The following is a 21,698-nucleotide window of genomic DNA, read 5'->3' as shown; positions in this document are numbered from 1 at the left end:
GGACTCGTCGGAGTCCGGGCCCACACTCGTCCGCCGGGCGGATCAGCTACCGATCGAGAAACCCGCGTCCACGTCCGCGCTGGAGTAGGACTGGAAAGCGATGTGCGTGACGGTCTTCGTCACGCCTTCGACCTTGTTGATGCCGCGCGTGACCACTTCGGCGATCTGCTCGTGGTCGCGGACGCGCACCAGGGCCACCAGGTCGACGTCCCCGGCGCACGAGTACACCTTGTCTACCCCGGCCAGGTCGGCCACCGCTTGCGCGGTCTCCGGAATGCGGTGCGCTTCGGCGTCGATCAGGACGATGGCGTTGATCATGAGGGCTCCTTGCCTTCCTCGGGTTCCATCAGACTAGGTGGTCGTCCGCTCGTCGGGCGCCACCGCAGATACCGCGCGGGCGTCACGTGCCTTCTCGGCCCACTCGCTCCAGCGACCGGCGCCGAGAGCCGGTTCGCACCACCCGTGGCTGGCGCGGACGATACGGACGCCCCCGGAGTCCAGCCAGCGTGCCACCAGGCCCAGTTCTTCGGGCGAGGCGCCCCGGAACGGCCCCGGAATCGGTCGCGCCGTCTCCGCAGCCGCGACGATCGCGTCCACGACGGGCATCGGCGGCACCCCCCGAGGCGCGACCCCGGCGGAGGCGAGTCTTCCCGCCCGCACGACCGCGAACTCCCACCCGCCCTCGTCGCGTGGACGCGCCGCGACGAGTTCGTCCACCGCGGCGAGCGCGGCGAGTCGCTGGGTGCGTCGCAGGGCCAGCAGCGTGCCGGCCGCACGGTCGCGCAGACGTGCCGCATTCTCGAACAGTTCGTCGAGAACGAGCCGGTCGAGCCGGCCGTGCAGGTCGCGGAGAACCTCGTCGTCGCTACCCCGGATCACGGCGCGGGCCCGTTCGACCTGCGTCGAGTAAGCGGCCGCGTCCTGAACTCCGAAGGTCGCGGCTGCACACGCACCCACGGCCTCGGGCAGGCACCGGTCCCCGTGCTTGCCGGTATGGCCGATCCGGCGTGTACAGGTGCGGATCCCGCACAGTTCGGCGAGGTGGGCCGCGACCTCGGACGCCGCTGTGCGCGCCGAGAACGGCCCGATCGCATCGGTCGCGGGGGTGCGGCTGACCGCGAAACGCGGGAACGGGTCGTCTGTGAGCACGATCCACCACCCGCGGGTGGGGTACTTCGAGCGGCGGTTGTAGGGCGGCGCATGCGCTGCGAGCAACCGGAGTTCGCGCACACCCGCTTCGAGGCCGTGGGCGCACTCGACGTGGTCGATGCGGGTGGTCACCGCGACCATTTCACGCAGCCGTGGACGCGTCTCCGACCCGGTGAAGTAGGAGCGGACCCGGCGGTGGAGATCGACGGCGGTGCCGACGTAGAGCACTTCGTCCGACGGTCCGCGGAACATGTAGACACCCGGTCGCCGGGGCAGGTGCGCGGCGAGCGTGCGCTTGGCCCGTTGTTCGCCGGTGACGGCCGGGATGTAGTCCCGGAGCTCGGTGAGACTGTGGACGCCGAGATTGCCGACGCGCTCGATGAGCGCGTGCAGGACGTCCACGGTGGCGCGGGCGTCGTCGAGCGCGCGGTGTGTCGGCTGCGTCGAGACGCGGAAGAGCTGGGCGAGTGCCGAGAGTTTCACCGAGGGTGCCTCGTCGCGGCCGAGGACGCGACGCGCCAGTTTGACTGTGCAGACCACGGGGAAACGCGGCCACGCCGCGCCGCAGTGGGCAGTCGCGGCCTTGAGGAAACCGACGTCGAATCCGGCGTTGTGGGCGACGAGTACCGAACCCGCGGCGAACTCGAGAAACGCCGGCAGCACCTCGTCGATCTTCGGTGCGGCGTACACCATCGCGGTGGTGATGCCGGTGAGCTGCACGATGTGCGGTGGGATCGCGCGCCCCGGGTCCACCAGCGTCGCGAACTCGCCGAGGACCTCTCCGCCCCGGATCTTGACCGCGCCGATCTCGGTGATCGCGTCGTCGCCTGCCCGGCCCCCGGTGGTTTCCAAGTCGACGACGACGAAGGTGGTGTCTCGGAGCGGGGTGTCCAATTCGTCGAAGCCGAGCTGGACTCCGCGCCCGGATTCGGTGAACCGTGGCGGCGACGTCATGCGGCGAGCCTAGGAATCGGCACCGACACGGCCTCCGGCCCCTCCGTCACGGCCCGTGCCCGGGCCGTGACATCACCTCGGAAAACGACGTCGGCAGGGGTGTGGACGGGCGCAAGAGACGAGCGTCACAGGGGTCTTTCGGTTTGGGACACAGGGCCGTTGGACTGCCTCGAAACATACCGATCGGCCCGCCGCGGGGGCCGCGCCGGCACGGGGCGGCCGCGGGGGCGCACCCGCCGGGAGAATGGGCCGGAGACCTGGGAAAGCGTCCGCACGGACGTCTTGGGAACCGGGGTGGACCCCGCCGCGGCGCGCGCGGCGCGCGAGGTAAAGCAGACCGGTCGTTATTGCTTCGTTACCGAAGGGGAGCGTCCGGCGTAAAAGTGACGAAAATTAAACCAAAAGGGACAATGCTCACGCGAGGCACTCGACTTCTCCGTTGCCGTTTCGTAATCTTCTCGAGACCAAGCGGAGAGTTTTCCGGCCCACTCCCGTGTCGGAGCCGCTCGGTCACCGCCTAATCGGAGGCTCCAGTCGCGGAGCATCCGAGCCGGGGACCCACTTAGTACCTGGGGTGAATCCCTTCAGCCGCTCGCCGGCGAAGGGTAGGGCTGACTTCCGGCCCGAACCCGTCAGCTAACTCGGTCGGCGGGTGAACGGAAGAAATGGAGCACCCCCCTCGTGGTTTCGCAGAACAACAAGCGCACCCTTCGGCGCGCGCTCGTCGCCGGAGCCATCGCGCTCGGCGCAGTTACCGTCTCGGCCGGCCCCGCCATGGCGGACACCGTCACCATCCCCGGTGTGGGATCCTTCGACCTCCCCGCCGGCGTCACCCTGCCGCCCGAGGTCGCCAACCTCATCCCCCAGCAGGCCGGAACCGCCCCCGCGCCTGCGGCATTCACCGCTCCGTACACCTCGGTCGGCCAGCGTGCGGCCGACGCCGCCCAGAGCAAGATCGGGTCCCCCTACGTGTACGGCGCCGCCGGCCCGAACTCGTTCGACTGCTCCGGTCTCGTGCAGTGGGCCTACCAGCAGGCCGGACTGAACGTTCCCCGCACCAGCTACGACCAGGCATCTGCCGGTCAGGCCGTGAACATCTCCGACCTGATGCCGGGCGATGTCGTGTCGTTCTACGGCGGAAGCCACACCGGGATCTACGTCGGTGGCGGCAACATCGTGCACGCGTCCACCTCGAGCCAGCCGGTGAAGATCGCGCCGCTCGACTCGATGCCGGTCGATGGAGCACGCCGCTTCTGATCCGTCGGTATGCAGCTACGTGGGGGGGGGGGGGGGGGACGGCCGGGCCCCCCCCCCCCCCCCCCCACGTCGTAGTCCGGGTTGCGCCACCGGGTAGACACAAACGTATGCCGTTCCGTAACCTCATCGAGACCTTTGGAAAGGATGCGCCTTCGTGGTTTCCGATAGGACGAAGCAGGCAATTCGTGCGTTGCTGGCGGTTGCGGTCTTGATGGCACTGGCCGTCTCCACCTCGCCCGCGGGGGCGCAGCCGGTGGACGACAGCCCCACAGCAAAGCTCGAACACCTGGCGGACCTGTCCCGTCGGTCCGAACAGACCACCGAAGCCCTTCACAACGCCGGGCTGGACCTCGAGAAGAAGATCGCCGACCAGCAGTCCACCGAGGCGGTCGCCGCCGAGGACCGCGACGCGCTGGGTCTGGCGCGCGCCGAGGTCGCCCGGTTCAAGCCCACCGTGGACAAACTCACGCAGGCGAACTACCGGGGTGCCCGCACCAACCGGCTCTTCGCCCTCATGGTCAGTGATTCCCCGCAGCAGATGCTCGACCAGATGGTGCTGCTCGACGTCCTCGGCGCCCAGACGGCCCGCGACGTCGAACGATTCAAGGTCGCCACGGCCGCGGCCGCCGAAGTGGCCGCCTCGTCACAGCGATCTGCGGAAGCCGCCGCCGTCGCCGCCGAGGAGGCACAGGTACTCCGGGACGATCTGCAACGCCGCAAGGCCGAACTCGAAGCCGATATCGCCGGCGTCCTCGACGCCTTCGACGCGCTGAGCGACCAGGAAAAGGAAGTGCTCGCGGGCACTCCCTTCCCGCCCGGTCTCGACGCCGACACGATCCTGCAGCACCTCGTCCCCGGCACCGGTGGGGGAGCGCTCCGCGCTGCCATGACCCGGATCGGCGACCCGTACGTGTGGGGCGCGACCGGACCGAACCAGTTCGACTGCTCGGGTCTCGTCGTGTGGGCGTACAACCAGGTGGGCAAGACCCTGCCGCGCTCGAGCCAGGCCCAGGCACAGGGTGGCATTCCCGTCTCGCGCGACAACCTTCAGCCCGGCGACGTGGTGATCTTCTACGACGACGCCTCCCACGTGGGCCTCTACGCGGGTGACGGCAACATCGTGCACGCGTCCACGTTCGGTGTGCCGGTGAAGGTGCAGTCGATGGCAAGCTTCCCTTTCCACAGCGCACGCCGCTACTGACCGGGCGGGCGGCCCCTTACACTGGCCGCCGTGCCTGCGCCTGCGTCGACAAACCGTCATCGGCGGTGGGAACGTCTCGGCTTGGCCGGGCTCGTCCTCGCCGTCGTCACTGCCGGTGTGCTGCTCGTCGTCGCACCCGCGGACTCGGCCGACACCGATCAGACGACCCGCACCGAACTGCAGTCGCTGGTCGATCGCTGGGCGGATGCGGTGCGCCGCGCCGACCGCGACGCGCTGGCGTCGGTGATCGACCCGGCCGCCACAGCGCTGCTCGAGTCCGAAACGCTGCGCGCGGAGTCGCTCCGGGCGGTGCCCCTCGCCGATTTCGGATACGAGATGGGACCCGAACCGGACCTCGACGTACCCACGACGCTCACCGCCGCGTTCGGCGCGGACCCGGTGCGCGCGCACATCGTCTATCTCCGCTACGCGGTCGACGGCGTAGACGAGGAACCGACCCGCCGTCCCGTCACGGCGTTGTTCGTCGAGCGGTCCGGCGGATGGCTGCTCGCAGACGATGCACCCGTGATCCCCGGCGCGGTCACGTGGCGCGGCCCCTGGGACCACGGACCCCTCCACGTCGCGGAGGTCGCGACCGCCGGAGGCCGCTCGCTGGTGATAGGACCCACCGACCGCCACGACCTCATCGAGGCGACGGCGACCGAACTCGACTCCGCCGTCGACGCCGTCTCCGAAGTATGGGGAGAGGAATGGTCACGGCGCGCCCTCGTCGTCGCGACGGGATCGCGGGAGGAATTCACACACCAGGTGGGAACCCGCCACGACGGCGAGGAAATCGCGGCCGTCGCCGTCTCGGACGCCGTCCGGCCGGGGACGGACACCGCGACCGGGCAGCGGATCGTCTTCGCTCCGGATGCTGGGGAACGCCTCACCCGTCAGGGTCTGCGCGCACTGCTGCGGCACGAGATGGTGCACATCGCCACCCGGACCGAGACGGTCGACGGCTCCCCGCTGTGGGTCCTCGAGGGATATGCCGACTACATCGGGTACCGCGGAACGGGCACGGACCCCGGGGGCGGCGTCACCGCGAACGACCTTCGCCGGATCGCACCGACCCTCGTCCAGGATTCCCTCCGCAACGGCCTGCCCCGTGCGCTACCCGACGATGCCGAGTTCACCGCCGGTCAGGGCGCACGCAGCGCCTACGAGAAGGCGTGGTCGGTCGCGGCATTCACCGCCGAGGAGTTCGGCGTCGACAGTTTGACGTCGCTGTACCGAGCGCTCTCGACGGGACCGGCCGAGCCGGACGAGGTCGACGACGCGCTCCGGGAGGTCGTGGGACTCGGGACCGGCGACTACGTCGGCCGGTGGGGCAACTGGGTCTCCGAACGACTCACCGTGGGCTGAGCCGACCCGTCCATCCGGACCCGGTCCGGACATCGCTACGGTGTAGCCATGTCGCGAACTCTGCTGGTCACGAATGACTTTCCGCCCCGACCCGGCGGTATCCAGTCGTACCTGCAGGCGTTCGCCGGCCAGTTGCGTGCCGAGGATCTCGTTGTCTATGCGCCTCGCTGGCGCGGGGACAGTCACGTGACGTTCGACGCGCAGCAGCCGTACGAGGTGGTGCGGCATCCCACGACGCTGATGCTCCCCACCCCGGACGTCGCTCGACGCGCCGCGCGCCTCGTGTCCGAGTACGGCTGCGACAGCGTGTGGTTCGGAGCATCCGCACCGCTGGCGCTGATGGCTCCCGCCATGCGACGCGCCGGGGCGCAGCGCGTGATCGCGAGTACCCACGGTCACGAGGTCGGCTGGTCGATGGTGCCGGGCGGACGTCAGGCGCTACGCCGGATCGGCGACCACACCGACACCATCACCTATGTGAGCCGCTACACGCGCAGCCGATTCGCGTCGGCGTTCGGCCCGCATGCCGCGCTCGAGCACCTCCCGTCGGGCGTGGACACCGACGTCTTCTGCCCGGACCCGGTCGCACGCGCCGAGTTGCGCGCCCGGTACCGGCTCGGCGACCGCCCGACGGTGCTGTGCCTGTCGCGGCTCGTGCCGCGCAAAGGCCAGGACATGCTGATCCGCGCGCTGCCCGAGATCCGGCGCCGGATCGACGGCGCGGTCCTCGTCATCGTCGGCGGTGGCCCCTACGAGGACCGGCTCCGCGACCTCGCGCACCGCACCGGTGTCACCGACCACGTCGTCTTCACCGGTGGCGTTCCCGCCGCCGAACTCGCGGCGCATCACACCATCGCCGACGTGTTCGCCATGCCGTGCCGGACCCGGGGTGGGGGACTCGATGTCGAAGGACTCGGCATCGTGTATCTCGAAGCGTCCGCGACGGGTGGCCCCGTGGTCGCGGGGCGGTCCGGGGGCGCGCCCGAAACCGTGCGGGACGGGGAGACCGGGTTCGTCGTCGACGGCACGTCCGTGACCGCGATCGCGACAGCCGTCAGCGGGATCCTCGCCGACCGGGACCGGGCCGCGACGATGGGTGCGGCGGGACGCGAATGGGTCTCGACAGAGTGGCAATGGGACGTACTGGGCGCAAAGCTGCGCCGGCTCCTCGAGGTGGACCCTGCGCCTTCGGCGACGGATCCCGATCGGCGGGGCGACGGACGGACACCCTCGGCGGATATGTGAAGCTGTCCCCGTGAGCAGCATTCAGGTGGCGGACCAAACCTTCATCGCCGCACCCCCGGAACGGATCGCGACCGCGCTGGCGTCGCCCGCGCGATGGCGCGAGTGGTGGCCCGAGCTCGCGCTCACGGTCCGGGAGGACCGAGCCGAGAAGGGCATCCGGTGGGCCGTCGCAGGCCCGCTGAACGGAACGATGGAAGTGTGGATCGAACCGGTTCTCGACGGAGCCGTCGTCCACTACTTCCTGCACTGTGAACCGACGGGTGTCGCACCGTCGCGCATCGCATCGCTGAACATCGCCGGCATCACCCGCGAGCGGCGCGTCGCGGGAAAGAAGATGGCGTTCGAGGTGAAGGCACGCCTCGAGGCGGGTCGTCCGGCGGGCGAATCCCCGCGCCTGTGAGGTCGTAGCCGCCGGATACGGTGTGTGGTAGACAACGGCGACGGCGCCGAGCGCGCCGTGTCGGGTGGACGGACGAAAGGGAGCATTCATCGCATGGCCGATAAGACCAAGAGGTCGATCACCATCGATGCGCCGGCCGATCGGGTCATGGCTGTCATCGCCGACTTCGCCGCCTACCCGACATGGGTCGAAGCCGCCAAAACCGTCGAGGTACTGAGCACCGGGCCGGACGGTCTCGCCGACCGGGTCCGCTTCGTGCTCGACGCCGGAATCGTGAAGGACACGTACGTCCTGCGATACCAGTGGGCCGAAGACGGCCGCGCCGTGAGCTGGGAACTCGAATCCGGAGAGATCCAGAAGGCGCAGTCCGGCTCGTACGTTCTCAACGACACCCCGGACGGCGGAACGGTCGTCGACTACCAGCTCACCGTGGACGTCAACATCCCGATGATCGGACTGTTCAAGCGCAAGGCGGAGAAGGTCATCACCGACACCGCGCTCAAGGAACTGAAGAAGCAGGTGGAGGGCTGAGCACCTCGAGCGAGGCCACCCCCGCGCGCGTGCGTGTGTTCTTCGGCAAGGGCGGAGCAGGCAAGACCACGCTGGCCGCGGCGACGGCGCTCGGCATCGCCCGCACCGGCGCACCGGTGCTCATCGCCTCGATCGACCAGGCGCATTCGCTGTCCGGCGTCCTCGACGTCGCCCCCGGTGAAGGTGTGCGCTCGGCAGGCGACGGAGTCGACCTGATCGAGGTCGATTCGCTCGCGTTGCTCGAGCAACGCTTCGCGAGCCTGGCGTCGCTGGCGTCCATCGCCGCGGGCCACGAGCACGGCGACCGCTTCGCTCTGCCCGCGCCCGAAGAACTCACCGGCCTTCCCGGGGTGGAGGAACTGCTCGCCCTCTCGGAAGTGGCGCGCTTGGCCGACAGCGGACGCTGGCACACCGTGATCGTCGACGCCCCCGCATCGGCCGACGCGGTGCGCATGCTCGCGGCGCCGCGCACGATCTCGGATTACATGGACCGCATCTGGCCGCAGCACAGCCGCGTCGAGGCGGCGATCGGACCGGACCCGCGCCTGACGGTCGTCGTGGCGTTGTTCGACCGGATTCTCTCCGGGATCGCGGCCACCCGCGACCTGTTCGAGAACCCGGACAGGACCACCGCCGTGCTCGTCTCCACTCCCGACCGTGCGGGTCGTGCGGAGATGGTCCGGCTCCGCTCGTGGGCCGCTCTGATCGGCCTGACACTCGAGGCCGTCGTCGCCAACGGGATCGTGCCGGCATTCGACGGCGACGGTCCGGCAGCCGGGTGGCTCGCGCGCCGGCGTGCCGACCAACTGGCGGTGCTCGACGAGATGACCTCGATCGTCACCGAGGTGCCGGTGGTCGGGTGTGAGCAACGCGACGAAGAACCGGTAGGGTGGGCGTCTCTCGGAGACCTGGCGACCGATATCCGGGATCTCTGCGATCCGGCCACCCTTCGCGACGGCGTGGAACGGGTTCGCGTACAGCACGAATCGGGGACGGGGGTGGACGCGGTGTATGCGATGCGGATGTATCTGCCGCTGGCGGACCCGGCGTCGCTGACATTGGGACGAGTCGACGACCACCTGGTGGTCGGTGCCGACGGCATCCGCCGCCGGGTGCACCTCGCCTCGGTGCTGCGCAGATGCACGGTGTCCGACGCGGAGTTCGACGGCACCGATCTGCTCGTGCGCTTCGTGCCCGACCCGGCGGTGTGGCCGCAGTGAGCAAGAACGACCACGACGCCCTCCTCGCCGACTTGCGGGTCCTGGCCGACACGGTTCTCGACTACATGGACGGCGTGGCCGAACAACTTGCCGGTCGCGGCGACGTCCCGGACCCGGTTCCGGAGAAGGCGGCAGCGCACGCCGACGCAGGCGAATCCGGGCGGCCGGCGACCACCGGATGCTCCTGGTGCCCGGTGTGTGCGGTGGCGGCGCTGGTCAACGGCGAGAACCACGAGTTGCTCACACGCCTCGCGTCCCAGCTCGCGGCGTTCATCGCGCTGGTACGCGAACTGCTCGCGCGGTATCTCCCACCGCGGCCCGACCCGTCGGCGCCCACGGATCCGACGCCCCCGGAGCCTCGCGACAACGGCGGGGGATTCGTGCCGATTTCCGTCACCATCCGCCCCTGACCCCGCAGGCTGTAGGTATGAACCCGGACCCGCGGCAGCGCGATTCATCCGACCGCCACACGATCGGAATCGATGTGGGCGGCACCAGCATCCGCGCTGCGGTGGTGAACCGTGGCGGCGAAGTGGTCGATTCGGTGCGAGCGCAGACTCCCGGGTCGGCCCCCGTACTCGAGGACGCCCTGCACCGCGTCGTACGGCAGCTCGCCGAACGTAACGATGTCGCTGCGGTCGGTCTTGCGGTCGCGGGATTCCTCACGGCCGACTGCACCACCGTGCGGTTCGCGCCGCATCTCCCGTGGGTCGGTGCCCCGGTCGGGGCGACGCTCACCGAGAGATTCGGGTTGCCCGTAGTGCTCGAGCACGACGCCAACGCCGCGGCGTGGGCCGAGTACCGGTTCGGGGCGGCGGCCGGGAGCAGAGTCGCGGTGGTCGTCGCACTCGGAACCGGAATCGGTGCCGCCCTGCTCATCGACGGCCGGCTGTACCGCGGGGCCTACGGCGTCGCGCCGGAACTCGGCCATCTCCAGGTGGTGCCGGACGGGCGGCCGTGCCCGTGCGGCAAGCGCGGGTGCTGGGAAAGATACTGCAGCGGAACAGCACTCGTCGATACCGCGGTCGAGATGCTTGCCGCGGACCCCGGCAGGTCTCAGCTCGCGGCACACGTCGCCGCCGATCCCGGTTCGCTCACCGGGCGCCGGATCGCCGGCGCCGCGCAGGACGGCGACCCACTCGCGGTGGCCGCGATCGCGGAGTTCGCCCGGTGGCTCGGGCTGGGACTGGCGATGGTGGCCGACATCTACGACCCCGAAATCATCGTGGTGGGAGGCGGGGTGTCCGGCTCGGCGTCGTTGTTCCTCGACGACGCCCGAGAGCACTACGCCGCCGCGACCACCGGTGCCGGGCATCGGCCTCTCGCGCGGGTCCGCGTGACCCAACTCGGCGACGCGGCTGGGCTCGTCGGGGCGGCGGACCTCGCCCGCGCGGCGATCGAGGGGTGAGATCCTCGTCACCTCGGCGGCGTATGCGTGGGGCCGGGCACGTTGCCGATGTGCGTGTGGTGGGCGCATCGTCGTAGAGTCGACCGACGGGCCGGTTGTGCTGCCCGCACCGATCTATGTCGGGGACCGATCTATGTCGGGGAAGGATGCCATGTGGTACTGGCTGTTGAAGTACGTTCTGCTGGGCCCGCTGCTCTTGCTGATGGGACGCCCGAAATTCGAAGGCGGCGAGCATATTCCCGTCAACGGTCCGGCCATCCTGGCGAGTAATCACCGCGCGGTCCTCGACTCGTTCTACCTTCCCCTCCTGGTGCGGCGGCGGATCACCTTCCTCGCCAAGAGCGAGTACTTCACCGGCACGGGCCTCAAGGGTCGCTTCCAGCGCTGGTTCTTCTCCGCGGCCGGCCAGGTGCCCATCGACCGCACCAGCGCCGATGCCGCGCAGGACGCTCTCGCGGCCGGCATCCGCGTCCTCGGTCAGCAGAAACTCCTCGGCATCTACCCGGAGGGCACCCGCTCGCCCGACGGGCGTCTGTACAAGGGCAAGACCGGCCTCGCCCGGCTCGCGCTCGAGACCGGCGTCCCCGTCATTCCGGTTGCGATGATCGGGACCGACCAGATGAACCCCATCGGATCCAAGATGTGGCGTCCGGCGAAGGTCACCGTACGCATCGGCAAGCCCATCGACTTCTCGCGTTTCGAAGGGATGGGCGGCAACCGGTTCGTCGAGCGCACCGTCACCGACGAAGTCATGTACGCGCTCATGCAGTTGTCGGGCCAGGAGTACGTCGACATCTATGCGGCCTCCCTCAAGGAGCCGAAGCCCCAGGACATCGCGGAAGGGAAGGCTGCCGTCGAGCCTCCCGCGGCGGATCGCCTGCCCGACACCCAAGCGGGCTGATCGCGCCGCGACCCCGCGGGCACGCTCGCCGGTCCCACCGGCATAATGTGAGTACGTGCGCTACTTCTACGACTGCGAGTTCATCGAGGACGGTCGAACCATCGAACTCGTATCGATCGGTGTCGCCTGCGAAGACGGACGCGAGTTCTACGCGGTGTCAACGGAGTTCGATCCCGACCGGGCCGGGGAGTGGGTGCGCCGCAATGTTCTCCCGAAGCTGCCTCCTCGGTCGCATCCCGCGTGGCGTTCGCGCGAGCGGATCCGCGACGACCTGCTGAAGTTCCTCGTTCCCAGGCCGGGCGTCCAGCCGGAACTCTGGGCGTGGATCGGCGCATACGACCACGTCGTCCTGGTGCAATTGTGGGGAACCATGCCGGAACTGCCGGAGGTACTCCCGAGGTACACGCGCGAACTGCGCCAGCACTGGGAATACGCAGGCCGGCCCCCGCTGCCCCGGGTCCCGGACGACAACCACGACGCGCTCGCCGACGCCCGCCACAACCTCGCGAAGTTCGAGGCGATCGAGGTCGCGCGCCGCTCCCGGTGACACCGCGATACGGGGTGATCGCACGGCAGAGCGCGCCGGGTCATATCCTGGTTCTGTGAACTGGACTGTGGACGTGCCGATCGACCGCTTGCCCGAACTGCCTCCACTTCCGGCGGAGCTGCGCGACCAACTCGACGCGGCGCTCGCCAAGCCGGCGTTGCAACAGCCGAGCTGGCCGGAAGATCAGGCGGCCGCGATGCGGACCGTGCTCGAGAGCGTGCCCCCGATCACCGTGCCGAGCGAGGTCGAGGAGCTGCAGCGACAGCTCGCGTCCGTCGCCCGCGGTGAGGCCTTCCTCCTGCAGGGAGGCGACTGCGCGGAGACGTTCGCCGACAACACCGAACCGCATATCAAGGGCAACATCCGCACACTGCTGCAGATGGCCGTCGTCCTCACCTACGGAGCGTCGACGCCCGTGGTCAAGGTCGCGCGGATCGCCGGTCAGTACGCCAAGCCCCGCTCGTCCGACACGGACGCGCTCGGCCTGAAGTCCTACCGCGGCGACATGATCAACTCTCTCGTCGCCGAGGAGAGTGTGCGCGCACACGACCCGTCGCGGCTGATACGCGCCTACGCCAACGCCAGTGCCGCGATGAACCTCGTGCGCGCCGCCACCGCCGCCGGTGAGGCCGACCTGCACCGCGTGCACGACTGGAACCGCGCCTTCGTGGCGTCGTCGCCGGCCGGTGCGCGGTACGAGGCGCTCGCCTCCGAGATCGACCGCGGCCTGCGCTTCATGGATGCCTGCGGCGTGGTCGACCCCAACCTGCGGGCCGCGACCATCTTCGCCAGCCACGAGGCACTCGTCCTCGACTACGAGCGCGCGATGTTGCGTCTCGACACCTCCGGTGACGAACCGCGTCTGTACGACCTGTCGGCGCACTTCCTGTGGATCGGCGACCGCACCCGTCAGCTCGACGGAGCGCACATCGCGTTCGCCGAACTGCTGTCGAACCCGATCGGCCTGAAGATCGGCCCGTCGACGACACCGGAGATGGCCGCCGAATACGTCGAGCGCCTCGACCCCACCAACAAGCCCGGTCGCCTGACGCTGATCTCCCGTATGGGTCACGGGAAGGTCCGGGACGTGCTGCCCGGTATCGTCGCGGCCGTCGAGGCCACCGGCCACAAGGTGATCTGGCAGTGCGATCCGATGCACGGCAACACCCACGAGGCATCGACCGGGTACAAGACCCGCCACTTCGACCGCATCGTCGACGAGGTCCAGGGCTTCTTCGAGGTGCATCGTGCGCTCGGCACCCACCCCGGCGGCATCCACATCGAACTCACCGGCGAGAACGTCACCGAGTGCCTCGGCGGCGCTCAGGACATCTCCGACCTCGACCTGCACGGTCGGTACGAAACGGCGTGCGACCCCCGGCTCAACACCCAGCAGTCGATCGAACTGGCGTTCCTCGTCGCCGAGATGCTGCGGGGGTAGCGCTCCGTCCGGGATACGACTCCGCCCGGGATTTCACTACCCCCGGTAGCGGAACCGGTCAGGGCAGCGCGGTCAGTGTGATCGTGCTGCCCTCTTCGGCGCGACCGTTCGCGCCCGGGCTCTGAGCGATCACCACGGAGCGGTCGGAGTCGGCGACCTGCCGCACCGACACGTCGAATCCCAGTTCCCGCAGTTCGTCCCGTGCCGAGCCGACGGACCGTCCGAGCATCGACGGCACCTTGACCGCGTTGGACACCAGCAACGTCAGAGTGCTGCCCGCGCGGACTTCGGTACCCGCCTCCGGATCGGTGCCCGCGACGCGACCGCCGTCGACCTCGGGATCGAACACCTCCCGCACGTCCTGCACCGTCAGGCCGGCTTCGTCGAGGATGCGCCGGGCGTCGTCGACGGTCCGTCCGGCGAGGTCGGGCAGGTCCACCGGCGGGGAACCCTTGCTCACCACCACTTCGACCTGCGACCCGACGGGCAGGACTGTCCCGGGCGCCGGATCGAGCGCTGCGACCCCGCCCTCGGGGACAGTCGTGCTGAAGGCGCTTCCGCCGTCCACGGGCTCGAACGTGCGCCGGCGCAATTCGTCCTCGACGACCGACAGCTCACCTGATCCGGGGACGTTCGGAACCGTGGGCGGCCCCAGCGAGACCAGTAGCGCCACGGAGTTGCCGTCCGGGACACGGGAGCCCGTCGGGGGATCGGTGCCCAGCACCGTCTCGGGCGGGATGTCGTCGGAATACTCGCCGCGTACCTCGGCCGTCAGCCCGACCGCCTCGATCGCGGAGACCGCGGCCGCGCGGTCCAGTCCGTTGACCGTCGGTACGTCCGTGAGCCGCCCGGCGCCGAGCCACCATCCGGCGATGCCCATGAACAGGGCGAGTACGAGAATCGCCGCGATCCACCCCACCACCGAGCGCCGGTGCCGATGATGCTCGTGCGCGTAGTCGGGCTGCGGCGCGGGCTGCTCCGGGTCGGAGCGAGGATGCGGCTGCGTGACGACCTTGGTGTGCATCGTGCGGGTGGGATGCAGCTCGGCCTGCGGCACCGCGCCGGGATCCGCGGCGGCGCCCTGCTCGGCTACGGCCGGGTGGACGGCGGTGGGAGCGTGCGACGACGTCGACTCCGGCGACGAGATCACCGTCGTGGCAGGTTCCGCCCGGGACGCCGCACCTCCCGCCGCACCTCCCGCAGCGGCAGGAGCTGCGGCAGCGGGCGCCGCGCTCGTCGCGAGAGCCGACCGGCGAGGAGCCGGTACCCGGTAACGGGGAAGGTCGAGCGCTTCACACGCGTCGTTGAGGGCGCGGGCCATCGCCTCGGCGTCGTCGAACCGTTCGCCCGGCTCGCGTTCGGTGGCGCGGCGTACCAACTCGTCGAATTCCTCGGGCACCCCGTCGATCCAGGACCCCGGATCGGGCACGTCCTTCTCGACGCGCTGGTATGCCACGGACAGTGACGTGTCGCCCGAGAAGGGCGTGCGGCCGGTGAGCATCTCGAACACGAGGACGCCGGCGGAGTAGACGTCGCTGCGGGCGTCCGCGCTCCCGGCGGTGACCTGCTCGGGAGACAGGTACGCCGCCGTGCCGAGGATGACGCTGCGCGAGGTCGTGGTGGCCGCCGCGACGGCCCGGACCAGACCGAAGTCGGCGATCTTGACCTCTCCGGCCTCGGAGATGAGAACGTTCTCGGGTTTGACGTCGCGGTGCACGAGACCCGCGCGGTGGGCGACAGCCAGCGCTCCGAGGACGGGCGCGGCGACGGCAGCGGCGGCGTGCGGCGGCATCGGTCCGCGTTCGCGGAGCAGTTCGCGCAGCGTGCCGCCTTCGACCAGTTCCATGACCAGGAAAACGTGGTCACCGTCCTGGCCTTGGTCGTATACGGCGACGAGACCGGGATGGTTGAGTCGTGCGACGGCGCGTGCCTCGAACTCGAAGCGGGCGAGGAACTGCGGATCGGCCGCGAACTGCGGATCCATGACCTTCACCGCGACCGGACGATCGAGACGCAGATCTGTCGCGCGGTAGACCGTGGACATCCCGCCGCGCGCAACCCGCGATTCGATCCGATAGCGCCGATCGAGCACGACGCCGACCATTCGGTCGCCTCCAGCGGTCACCCGGTGTACTCCCGTCTCTGGTGTGGAACATCGGTGTGGAGCATTGATGTGGAACATCGAACCGGCACCGGACGCGACTGCCGTGGTGCCGGCGAGACGGAGTACGTCGTCGCCTGCGCGGAAGCCGATCTCGTCCTCTGTAGATGGTAGCCAGCCCACAAAAGCGGCAGCCGCGTAGATGGCTGCGGGTAGGCGACGATACCGTGGAGCAGTGAGTTCGATTCCCTATTGCGACGACGTCCTCGACCCCTCCATATCGGTCTATCAGCTCGTCGACGTGGCAAAACGCCTCGACGTCCCGATTGTCCGCGTGCACCAGATGCTGCGCGACCGGCAGTTGCTCGCCTTCAAGCGCAACCGCGTCCCCGTGGTGCCCAAGGCATTCTTCGGCGACGACGGGCAGGTGCTCCGCCAGCTTCGCGGCCTTCTCGCCCTGCTCCACGACGGTGGATTCCGCGACGAAGAGATCCTCGAGTGGCTCTTCCAGGAAGACGACACGCTGCCGGGTGACTGCCCGATCGCCGCGCTGCACACCGACTCGGCGCGCGAGGTCATGCGGCGCGCTCAGGCTGCCGCCATCTGACGGACGCCCCGACCGATCCCGCGACGAACTGCGTGAGCACCACCGCCGCGCGGGTGCGGCGCGGGACCGTCACTCGCCGGTCCAGAACCCGGAAGCCGCTCGCCTCGACCTCGTCGAGGATCCGTCCGTAGAGCACGAACGCGGCACGGATACCCGGTCGCACCCGGTCGGGTAGCAGATCCAGACCCGGTTCGGCCTTGCGGTATTCGGCGCGGGCCAGCGCGACCGCGTGGGCCAGAGCCCGCCGGACACGGGGATCCACCGTGCCGGTGCGGCGGCCCTCCCGCAGCAGTTCGACATCGACCCCGAACGACGCCCACAGCTCGACCGGAAGATAGAGACGGTCGCGGTCGAGATCGTCACCGACGTCGCGGATGAAGTTCGTGAGCTGGAATGCCGTGCCCAGCGCGGAGGCGTGCGGCACCGCGTCCGGGTCGTCGACGCCGAACACCGGGAGCAGTTCGAGACCGATCACCACGGCGGAGCCGTACATGTAGTCGTACAACTCGGCCATGTCGCGGTAGTGGCTGCGGTGCTCGGGCGTACCGGGCACATCCATGCGCATCGATCGGAGGAACGCCTCGAAATAGGCGATCGGAACATCATATCGGCGCACCGTCTCGGCGAGAGCACGCAGTACGAGGCCCAACTCGTCCGGCCGGCCCGGTTCTCCGGCGAGAGCGGCCCGGAACCGGCGCTCTGTGGCGGCGAGCCCGCGGGCGGCCTCGACGGGATCGTCGACCGCGGTCACGTCGACGAGGTCGTCGACCACCCGCGCGAACCCGTACAGGGCGTGGACCGCGCGTCGCTGCGAGGCCGGGAGCAGCCGCGCCGCGAGGTGGTACGTGCGCCCGTGCTCCGCGGTGAGACGAGCACAGTGTGCGAACGCCGCGTCGAGGTCGTCGGGGCGTGGCCGGGGAGCGTGCGGATCGAACACTCCGGTGATCAGGCCCCGCCGACAGGTGCGGAGCCCGGACCGTCGACCTGTGCGGTGCGGGAGCGCGAACTCAGGCGCAGCGGGTCGCGGGTGGTCAGCGACCGAGCGGCGATGACGGCTGCCACCACAGCGAGCGCCACGTGCGCGATGTTGTACATGCCGATCGAACCGTCGGGATTGAAGACCAGCATGAGCCATGTGGACAGGGCGACCAGGATCATCAGGGTGCGATCCGACATGGCGAAGGCCGCGGCCACCGCGAGCGGCCACGAGTAGTACCAGGGCAGCGCCGCGGGGGACAGCAACGTCACGGCGGTGAGCGCCACGACGATGCCCAGCACGGCGTCGCGTTCGGTGCGGCGGAATCGCCACCATGCCCACACGAGGATCACCACGAGCGCGACCGCACACAGCATGCGGGTGACATCGAGGATCGATCCGAGTCGCCACGGCGTGATCCAGGTGCCCACGTGCGCCACCATGGTGGGGAGCGAGAGCCAGTTGATGATCTTCGAAGATCCGGACAGCGCCGTGAGCCAGCCGATACCCACGCCGGCGAGGAGCGAGGCACCGCCGAAGACCGCCACGAACACCGCGAATCCGGCGGCCGCCGCCTTGAAGAACAACCGCACCGGGGCCGCCGGTTCGCGCCCCTCGGCGAGCGCCCGGTCGCGTTCGTGGATCATCCACACCCAGACCAGGAACGGCAGCGCGATCCCGGCGGTGGCCTTGATCGCCGCACCCGCCGACACCAGGGCGATGCCGCCGACATGACGGCCCTGGAGGACGAGCACGATGCCCGCCGTCATCAGACCGACCATGAGCAGTTCGTTGTGGACGCCACCGACGAGGTGGATGAGCACGAGGGGATTGAGCACCGCGAGCCACAGGGCGATCGCCGGGTTGCCGCCCATGCGGCGTGCGAGGCGGGGCACGGCCCAGGCCATGAGGAACAGGCCCGGCAGCATCGTCACCCGCCATAACCAGGTACCCGACACGACATTGTCGCCGGTGACGGCCGTGATGCCGGAACCGAGCAGCAGGTGCACCGGACCGTACGGCGTGGTCGTGGTGGTCCATACGTTGCTGACGTTGTCGAGCAGGACGCCGGGGTTGACCACCGGGCCGTCGGTGTAAGGATCGAAACCGGCCCGCAGCATCGCACCCTGCGCCAGATACGAATATGCGTCGCGACTGAACATCGGCGTGGCGACGAGGAGCGGCGCGGTCCAGGCGGGCAGCACGGTCCACAGGTCGCGGAGGCCGACCGTGCCGGCGAGCGTCGCGCGCCCCACGCGGACCCACGCGCCGATCATGATCAGCACGCCCACCCAGAGGATGATCATCGACAGCAGTTGACCGTGACCGAACCGCAGCCACGACAGGAACATCTCTTCGAGAAGCGGGTCCTGCCGCCGGACGCTACCGGCGCCGAAGCTGCCGAACGTCATCAGCACCGAACCGCAGGTCCCGAGGAGGGCTGCGTTGCCGGCGGGGCTCCGCAGAAAGGCTGTGACCCTGCCGGCCGACGTTCTGCCGTCCGGCGCCCGGTTCTTCGAGGCGGGGAGGTCAGGGGGTGGGGACGCTGCCGAATCCGCCGCCGATCGGTCCTGCGGGTCGGCGTCGGGGGCGGCGGGGGACGACATGGGTGTGGGTTCCTCCCCGGAAGCGGTGCCGGCGCGGAGCGCAGGGTCTGGCGAACGATGTTGACGAACAGGTGCTGACGAACGGTGACAGTTTAGTGGAGGCGTGATGTCCCCGGCTCCCTAGTCCGTCGGGCCCGCGGCACGCCGAGCCGTTGGGCGGCCAGACGTCCCGACATGAGCACAGTGGGGACACCGACTCCGGGAACCGTATCCGACCCCGCGAGCACAACATTCGGGAACCGCGGATCGACATTGCGACGACGGAACGGCCCCGTCTGGCGGAACACGTGCGCCGCGGCGAACGGGCTTCCGGCGATCATGCCCCGGGCGTGCCACGTGGCCGGCGGGGGGGGCGCGGGGGCCCCCCGGCACCGGGTCCGCGACGCCGCGGTAGCCGCGCGACTCCAGCACCGCGAGCAGTTCCCGGCGGTACGGGCCGGACAGCGCGGACCAGTCGAACGGCGCGCTGTCGAGATTCGGGCACGGTGCGAGCACCGAGAGCGGTTCGTGTTCTCTGCCGTCACGCTCGAGCAACTGTCCCGGATCGGACAGAGCGGGCCGGGTGATGAGCAGAGACGGATCCGACATCAGCCGTCCACGTCCTCGCCGCCGGGTGATCTCGGCGAACGTGCGTTCCCACGCGCCACCGAAATCGATGACGTGGTGATGCCGGGCGCTCCATGCGCCCGAGACCGCGGTGGGGACGGTGCCGTGCAGCACGACGGCCGACGGTGCGGCGAGCGTCCGGCGACGCCGGCGCGCGGGCAGCAGGCTGTCCACCACGGGCGAGCCCGGCGTGAGCACCACGGCGTCGCATGCGTAACGGTCACCTGCCGCCGTGGATACCGCTGTGACACGCCCCGTGTCGACATCGAGCGCCGTGACCTCGCTGCCGAGGTGCAGGCGCCCGCCCGCACCGACGAACGCTGCGGCCATGGTCCGGGCGATCTGGCGCATCCCACCCTCGACGGTGTACACACCGAGTGTGGTGTCCATGTGCGCGATCGCCCCGTACACCGCGAGTGCCTGCGCGGGAGCGACCCCCGCGTAGAGCGCCTGGAACGTGAAGACCCGCCGCAGCCGCGGGTCGGTGACCCGGCGGCCTACCTGAGTGCCGAGTCGGCCGAACCCGCCGATCCGGAGCAGACGCAGCAGGTCGCGGACGGCGGCCGGAGAGGAGACGAGGTCGAGCGGCGAATCGAAATTCGCGTCCATGAAGCGGTCGTACTCCGCGTCGAAGATGTCCGCGAGCCACGCGCGCAGGCGCAGATACCGCTGCGCTTCCTCGGCTCCGCACACTCGCGTGATCTCGGCGGTCATCGCGTCCGGGTCCGAGTGGACGTCGAGGGTGCTGCCGTCGTCGAACCGGGCGTGATAGGCGGGGGAGAGCCGGCTCGTACGCAGTGGCGGATCCACGGAACCGGCATCGGCACCCACCGCGGCGAGTGCGTCGGCGATCAGTTCCGGCATCGTCAGCACCGTCGCGCCGTTGTCGATCTCGTAACCCGGGCCGGTGTACGTCCCGACGCAGCCCCCGACGGTGTCGGCGCGCTCGAGGACGGTGACCTCTTTCCCGGCGCCACGGAGGTGCAGGGCCGCGGCGAGGCCGGCGAGGCCCGCACCGACCACGACCACCCGGTGGGCTCCGGGCACGACGCGCGTGCCGGTCATCAGGCGGCGCGGCGCGTCGCGGCGACCGCCGACGCGCGTAACCGCGTTTTGCCCTCCTCGGTGGCGCCGGAGGCGTCGAGAGCCTCGAACGCGCTGTCGGTGAGGGCCGTGATCCGCTGCTCGACCTTGTCGACTGCGCCGAGGTCGACGAGCACGCCGCGGATCTCCTCGACCTGATCGTCCGTGAGGTCGGCGCCGATCGCCTCGCGCAGCGCTCGCGCGACAGCCGGGTCGGTCGCGTCCGCGGACTCGAGCGCAAGTGCGAGCAGTACGGTGCGCTTGCCGGACCGGAGGTCGTCTCCGGACGGCTTACCGGTGACGGCGGGGTCGCCGAAAACTCCCAGTAGGTCGTCGCGAAGCTGGAATGCGAGACCGATGTCGGTGCCGAACCGGCGATAGGCGGCGATCAGGTCGTCGTCGGCGCCGGCGAGCACCGCACCGATGTGCAGCGGGCGCTCGATCGTGTACGCCGCCGTCTTGTACCGGTTCACGCGCGTCGCGGACTCGACCGTCTCGTCCGACGCGACCTCACCGACGATGTCGAGGTACTGGCCACCGAGGACTTCGGTCCGCATCGCCGACCACACCGGCGTCACCCGTGCGAGTTGCTCGGCGGACAATCCCGATTCCCGCAGCATGTCGTCGGCCCAGACGAGAGCGAGGTCGCCGACCAGGATGGCAGCGGCCTCACCGAACTGCTCCGCCGAACCCTGCCACCCGGCGTTGCGGTGCCCGCTCGCGAACTCGACGTGCACGGTCGGAAAGCCCCGGCGGGTGGTCGACGCGTCGATGATGTCGTCGTGGACGAGCGCACCGGCCTGCACCAATTCGAGGGCCGAGCAGGCGCGCAGCACGGCGTCGGCGTCAGGTCCGGCCGGATCGCCGCCGGCGCCGAGCCAGCCGGTCCAGGCGAACGACGGCCGGACCCGCTTTCCGCCGCGTAGCACGAACGACTGGAGTGTCGCGACGGCGTCGCGGTATCCACCGCCGACCGAGTCGACCAGTTCGGCGCGGGTGGCGAAGAACTGCCGCAGGGCGTCCTCGACGAGTCCGGGAAGTGAGGGGGCGGGCACGGGATCGGCTCCGGTGGACAGGACAAACCTCCTGGTCGATG

The 21,698-nt window shown here is 69.9% G+C and carries 19 protein-coding genes, 1 pseudogene and 1 riboswitch; of the genes and pseudogenes, 13 read left to right on the top strand and 7 right to left on the bottom strand.

Annotated features, from left to right (window positions below):
• Nucleotides 1-42: 42 nt before the first annotated feature.
• Together TVH25_RS06985 and TVH25_RS06980 are read right to left on the bottom strand one after the other, a co-directional pair.
• The gene (locus tag TVH25_RS06985) at nt 43-318 is read right to left on the bottom strand and encodes an Lrp/AsnC family transcriptional regulator (protein WP_072699135.1); all 276 of its coding nucleotides are present in this window, start codon (nt 316-318) and stop codon (nt 43-45) included.
• A gap of 33 nt (nt 319-351) precedes the next feature.
• On the bottom strand, nt 352-2,103 hold the full coding sequence (locus tag TVH25_RS06980) for a DEDD exonuclease domain-containing protein (RefSeq protein WP_422423671.1): 1,752 nt from the start codon (nt 2,101-2,103) through the stop codon (nt 352-354).
• A 504-nt stretch (nt 2,104-2,607) separates the two neighbouring features.
• Nucleotides 2,608-2,770, top strand: a riboswitch (cyclic di-AMP (ydaO/yuaA leader).
• Between the two features lie 14 nt (nt 2,771-2,784).
• Here TVH25_RS06980 and TVH25_RS06975 point away from each other — a divergent pair.
• The 12 genes from TVH25_RS06975 (at nt 2,785) to TVH25_RS06920 (ending at nt 13,622) form a co-directional block, all read left to right on the top strand.
• Nucleotides 2,785-3,360 (top strand): C40 family peptidase, encoded by a 576-nt coding sequence (locus TVH25_RS06975; protein WP_422423670.1) that lies wholly within the window; start codon nt 2,785-2,787, stop codon nt 3,358-3,360.
• 154 nt (nt 3,361-3,514) lie between these two features.
• On the top strand, nt 3,515-4,561 hold the full coding sequence (locus TVH25_RS06970; protein ID WP_422423669.1) for an NlpC/P60 family protein: 1,047 nt from the start codon (nt 3,515-3,517) through the stop codon (nt 4,559-4,561).
• Between the two features lie 30 nt (nt 4,562-4,591).
• Complete coding sequence (locus TVH25_RS06965; RefSeq protein ID WP_422423668.1) at nt 4,592-5,929, top strand: hypothetical protein; 1,338 nt, start codon at nt 4,592-4,594, stop codon at nt 5,927-5,929.
• Nucleotides 5,930-5,977: 48 nt separating this feature from the next.
• A complete protein-coding gene (locus TVH25_RS06960; RefSeq protein WP_422423667.1) occupies nt 5,978-7,174 on the top strand; it encodes a glycosyltransferase family 4 protein in 1,197 nt (398 codons plus the stop codon).
• A gap of 10 nt (nt 7,175-7,184) precedes the next feature.
• Nucleotides 7,185-7,574: a polyketide cyclase / dehydrase and lipid transport gene (locus TVH25_RS06955; protein ID WP_169620188.1), complete on the top strand. Its 390-nt coding sequence runs from the start codon at nt 7,185-7,187 to the stop codon at nt 7,572-7,574.
• A gap of 93 nt (nt 7,575-7,667) precedes the next feature.
• Nucleotides 7,668-8,105: an SRPBCC family protein gene (locus TVH25_RS06950; RefSeq protein WP_169620187.1), complete on the top strand. Its 438-nt coding sequence runs from the start codon at nt 7,668-7,670 to the stop codon at nt 8,103-8,105.
• 29 nt (nt 8,106-8,134) lie between these two features.
• Entirely contained in the window at nt 8,135-9,325 is a 1,191-nt protein-coding gene (locus tag TVH25_RS06945; RefSeq protein WP_169620186.1) for an ArsA family ATPase, read from the top strand.
• Nucleotides 9,322-9,735, top strand: a complete 414-nt coding sequence (locus TVH25_RS06940; RefSeq protein WP_169620185.1) for a hypothetical protein — start codon at nt 9,322-9,324, stop codon at nt 9,733-9,735. The genes TVH25_RS06945 and TVH25_RS06940 overlap by 4 nt, the downstream gene beginning before the upstream one ends.
• 17 nt (nt 9,736-9,752) lie before the next feature.
• Entirely contained in the window at nt 9,753-10,733 is a 981-nt protein-coding gene (locus TVH25_RS06935) for an ROK family protein (protein ID WP_296550458.1), read from the top strand.
• Nucleotides 10,734-10,884: 151 nt separating this feature from the next.
• On the top strand, nt 10,885-11,634 hold the full coding sequence (locus tag TVH25_RS06930) for a lysophospholipid acyltransferase family protein (RefSeq protein ID WP_169620382.1): 750 nt from the start codon (nt 10,885-10,887) through the stop codon (nt 11,632-11,634).
• Nucleotides 11,635-11,689: 55 nt separating this feature from the next.
• The gene (locus TVH25_RS06925) at nt 11,690-12,181 is read left to right on the top strand and encodes a polyadenylate-specific 3'-exoribonuclease AS (protein ID WP_169620183.1); all 492 of its coding nucleotides are present in this window, start codon (nt 11,690-11,692) and stop codon (nt 12,179-12,181) included.
• A gap of 55 nt (nt 12,182-12,236) precedes the next feature.
• Entirely contained in the window at nt 12,237-13,622 is a 1,386-nt protein-coding gene (locus TVH25_RS06920; protein WP_169620182.1) for a class II 3-deoxy-7-phosphoheptulonate synthase, read from the top strand.
• Between the two features lie 58 nt (nt 13,623-13,680).
• Here the strand turns inward: TVH25_RS06920 and pknB are convergent, their stop codons facing one another.
• A complete protein-coding gene (gene pknB / locus TVH25_RS06915) occupies nt 13,681-15,747 on the bottom strand; it encodes a Stk1 family PASTA domain-containing Ser/Thr kinase (protein ID WP_378527461.1) in 2,067 nt (688 codons plus the stop codon).
• 211 nt (nt 15,748-15,958) lie between these two features.
• Between pknB and TVH25_RS06910 the strand changes: the two genes are divergently transcribed.
• On the top strand, nt 15,959-16,330 hold the full coding sequence (locus TVH25_RS06910; protein ID WP_296549052.1) for an Rv2175c family DNA-binding protein: 372 nt from the start codon (nt 15,959-15,961) through the stop codon (nt 16,328-16,330).
• On the opposite strand, the gene TVH25_RS06905 is transcribed toward TVH25_RS06910, so the two are convergent.
• The 4 genes and pseudogenes from TVH25_RS06905 to TVH25_RS06890 all read right to left on the bottom strand — a co-directional run bounded on the left by TVH25_RS06905 (nt 16,299) and on the right by TVH25_RS06890 (nt 21,657).
• A complete protein-coding gene (locus TVH25_RS06905) occupies nt 16,299-17,267 on the bottom strand; it encodes a phytoene/squalene synthase family protein (protein ID WP_422423666.1) in 969 nt (322 codons plus the stop codon). The two genes, TVH25_RS06910 and TVH25_RS06905, sit on opposite strands and share 32 nt — an antisense overlap.
• 8 nt (nt 17,268-17,275) lie before the next feature.
• On the bottom strand, nt 17,276-18,913 hold the full coding sequence (locus TVH25_RS06900; protein WP_422423664.1) for an alpha-(1->6)-mannopyranosyltransferase A: 1,638 nt from the start codon (nt 18,911-18,913) through the stop codon (nt 17,276-17,278).
• Nucleotides 18,914-19,005: 92 nt separating this feature from the next.
• Nucleotides 19,006-20,584 (bottom strand): annotated as a pseudogene (gene crtI, locus TVH25_RS06895) (phytoene desaturase family protein).
• On the bottom strand, nt 20,584-21,657 hold the full coding sequence (locus tag TVH25_RS06890; RefSeq protein WP_422423663.1) for a polyprenyl synthetase family protein: 1,074 nt from the start codon (nt 21,655-21,657) through the stop codon (nt 20,584-20,586). Before TVH25_RS06890 ends, crtI begins: the two are co-directional and overlap by 1 nt.
• Nucleotides 21,658-21,698 lie beyond the last annotated feature (41 nt).

Source organism: Rhodococcus sp. 7Tela_A2 (genome assembly GCF_049311045.1).
GTDB lineage: Bacteria > Actinomycetota > Actinomycetes > Mycobacteriales > Mycobacteriaceae > Rhodococcus.
This window is presented reverse-complemented; position numbering and strand designations above follow the sequence as displayed.

Coding starts and splice junctions, on each gene's coding strand:
- TVH25_RS06985 (WP_072699135.1), bottom strand. CDS start 318: ATGATCAACGCCATCGTCCTGATCGACGCCGAAGCGCACCGCATTCCG.
- TVH25_RS06935 (WP_296550458.1), top strand. CDS start 9,753: ATGAACCCGGACCCGCGGCAGCGCGATTCATCCGACCGCCACACGATC.
- TVH25_RS06960 (WP_422423667.1), top strand. CDS start 5,978: ATGTCGCGAACTCTGCTGGTCACGAATGACTTTCCGCCCCGACCCGGC.
- TVH25_RS06900 (WP_422423664.1), bottom strand. CDS start 18,913: ATGTCGTCCCCCGCCGCCCCCGACGCCGACCCGCAGGACCGATCGGCG.
- TVH25_RS06930 (WP_169620382.1), top strand. CDS start 10,885: ATGTGGTACTGGCTGTTGAAGTACGTTCTGCTGGGCCCGCTGCTCTTG.
- TVH25_RS06950 (WP_169620187.1), top strand. CDS start 7,668: ATGGCCGATAAGACCAAGAGGTCGATCACCATCGATGCGCCGGCCGAT.
- TVH25_RS06980 (WP_422423671.1), bottom strand. CDS start 2,103: ATGACGTCGCCGCCACGGTTCACCGAATCCGGGCGCGGAGTCCAGCTC.